At 60.4% G+C, this 2114-nt stretch carries 1 protein-coding gene; it reads left to right on the top strand.

From position 1 onward, the window contains the following. Window position 1 precedes the first annotated feature (1 nt). Window positions 2-2104, top strand: coding sequence for an HlyD family secretion protein (locus B9Z33_RS08525; RefSeq protein WP_108286584.1), 2103 nt, complete (start codon window positions 2-4; stop codon window positions 2102-2104). Window positions 2105-2114: the final 10 nt, after the last annotated feature.

The following is a 2114-nucleotide window of genomic DNA, read 5'->3' as shown; positions in this document are numbered from 1 at the left end:
CATGGCACTGCCCTCCCTGCGCGAAGAACTCGACCTGTTCGAAGGCCCCAAACTGGCCAACGGCCAGCCCAGCTGGGTCTTGCAAGACCCGGTGCGCCAACAGTTCTTCAGGATCGACTGGCTCACCTTTGAAATCCTCAGCCGATGGCACCTGGACGACGGCCCGGCGATTGTGAACGCCATCGAACGTGATACCCCGCTGGAAGTCAGTCTGGACGACCTCGAGCAAACCCTGAAATTTCTGACCGAGCAACAGCTCTTGCGCGTGGACAGCGCCGAAGGCATCCAGAAAATGGCCGAGCGCAAACTGGCCGCGCAAAACACCTGGTGGCAATGGCTGATTCACCACTACCTGTTTTTCAGATTCCCACTGGTGCGGCCTGACCCCTGGCTCGAAAAAACGCTGGGCATCGCCGAAGTCTTCTTTTCGGCCAAATTCCGCTGGTTCACGCTGGGGGCCTTTGTGCTGGGCATGACGCAGGTGGTGCAGCAATGGGACGTCTTTCACGCCTTCTTGCTCGACACCTTCACCCTGCAAGGCCTGGCCTCGTATGGAGTGGCACTCTTCATCGTCAAGGTTTTGCACGAGTTGGGCCACGCCTATGCCGTCAAACGCCACGGTGGGCGTGTGCCCACCATGGGTGTAGCTTTTCTGGTCATGTGGCCCATGGCCTACACAGACACCAACGAAGCCTGGAAAATCCCCGACCGCCGCAAGCGCCTGCAAATCTCTGGTGCAGGCATCGCCACCGAAGCCATGCTGGCCGCCTGGGCCTTGCTGGCCTGGTCCTTGTTGCCCGACGGGGCCTTGCGCTCGGCCATGTTTTTTGTGGCGTCTGTCAGCCTGGGCATCACCATCGCCCTGAACGCCAGCCCCTTCATGCGCTTCGACGGCTACTTCATCGTTTGCGATCTGTTGGAGATGCCCAACCTGCACCAACGCAGCTTTGCCTTGGCGCGCTGGCGCTTGCGCGAGTGGCTCTTCAAGCTGAACGAGCCCGAACCCGAAGTCTTTCCGGCCTGGAAAAAAACCGGCCTCATTCTGTTTGCCTGGGCCACCTGGCTTTACCGCCTGGTCTTGTTCATTGGCATCGCCTTGATGGTTTACCACCTGTTCACCAAACTGCTGGGCGTGGTGCTGTTTGCCATCGAAATTTATTGGTTCATCTGGTTCCCGCTGCGCAGTGAATTGCGCGAATGGCTCACACGCAAAGCGGCCATCGTGCAAAGCCCGCGCGCCAAAGTCACCGGCGGCGTGGCCGGCTTGCTGTTTCTGCTGTTTGCCATCCCACTGCCAACTCATATATCGGTCTCGGCCCTGTTCAAGCCCTCCGAAATGTGGCCCGTGCACGCCCCCGGCCCGGCCGTGGTGGATGTGCTGCACGCCCACCACGGGCAAGAAGTGAAGGCAGGCCAGGCTCTGGTCAACTTGCGTGCGCCCGATGTGTTGCTGCAAATGAACATCTCGCAATCGCGATGGCAACGTCTGAACTGGCAAGCCAGCACTTCGGGCATGCCCGAGGGGCAACAAGGCACGCCGCTGGCGCTGTCTCAAACGCAACTTAAATCGGCCCAAGCCGAGTTCGACCGTGCGCAACAAATGCAGAAACGCTACCAACCGCATGCGCCTTTTGCGGGGCGCTTCTTGCTGCATGACCCGGACATGCAAGCCGGTCAGTGGCTGGACAAAAACGAAAAAGTGGGCACGGTGATCGGCCATGCGCCTTGGCGCATCGAGACCTGGGTCGACGAAGAACAGGCACGCCGCATCACGATCGGCGCGTCTGGCCAATTCATCGCGCCGGGCTTACCACACACACTGAAGGCCCAAGTGGTCAGCATCGACAAAGACACCACGCGGGTACTGCCCGACGGGCAGCTCACGGCACCCCAAGGCGGGCACATTTTGGTGCGGGAGCAACAAGGCAAATGGCTCCCCGACCAAGGGGTTTACAGGGTCAGCCTGAGCCTGAACGAAGCCTACACACACGAACTCATGGCGGTGCAACGCGGCATGCTGTCGGTCGATGCGCAAGCGCACTCACTGGCTGGGCAATACCTGCGGCACGCGCTGGCAGTGGTGATCCGAGAGCTCAAGCCCTGAGCTCTCGGAT

The organism is Limnohabitans sp. T6-20 (assembly GCF_003063505.1).
Classification (GTDB): Bacteria; Pseudomonadota; Gammaproteobacteria; order Burkholderiales; family Burkholderiaceae_C; genus Limnohabitans_A.
This window is presented reverse-complemented; position numbering and strand designations above follow the sequence as displayed.

Coding starts and splice junctions, on each gene's coding strand:
- B9Z33_RS08525 (WP_108286584.1), top strand. CDS start 2: ATGGCACTGCCCTCCCTGCGCGAAGAACTCGACCTGTTCGAAGGCCCC.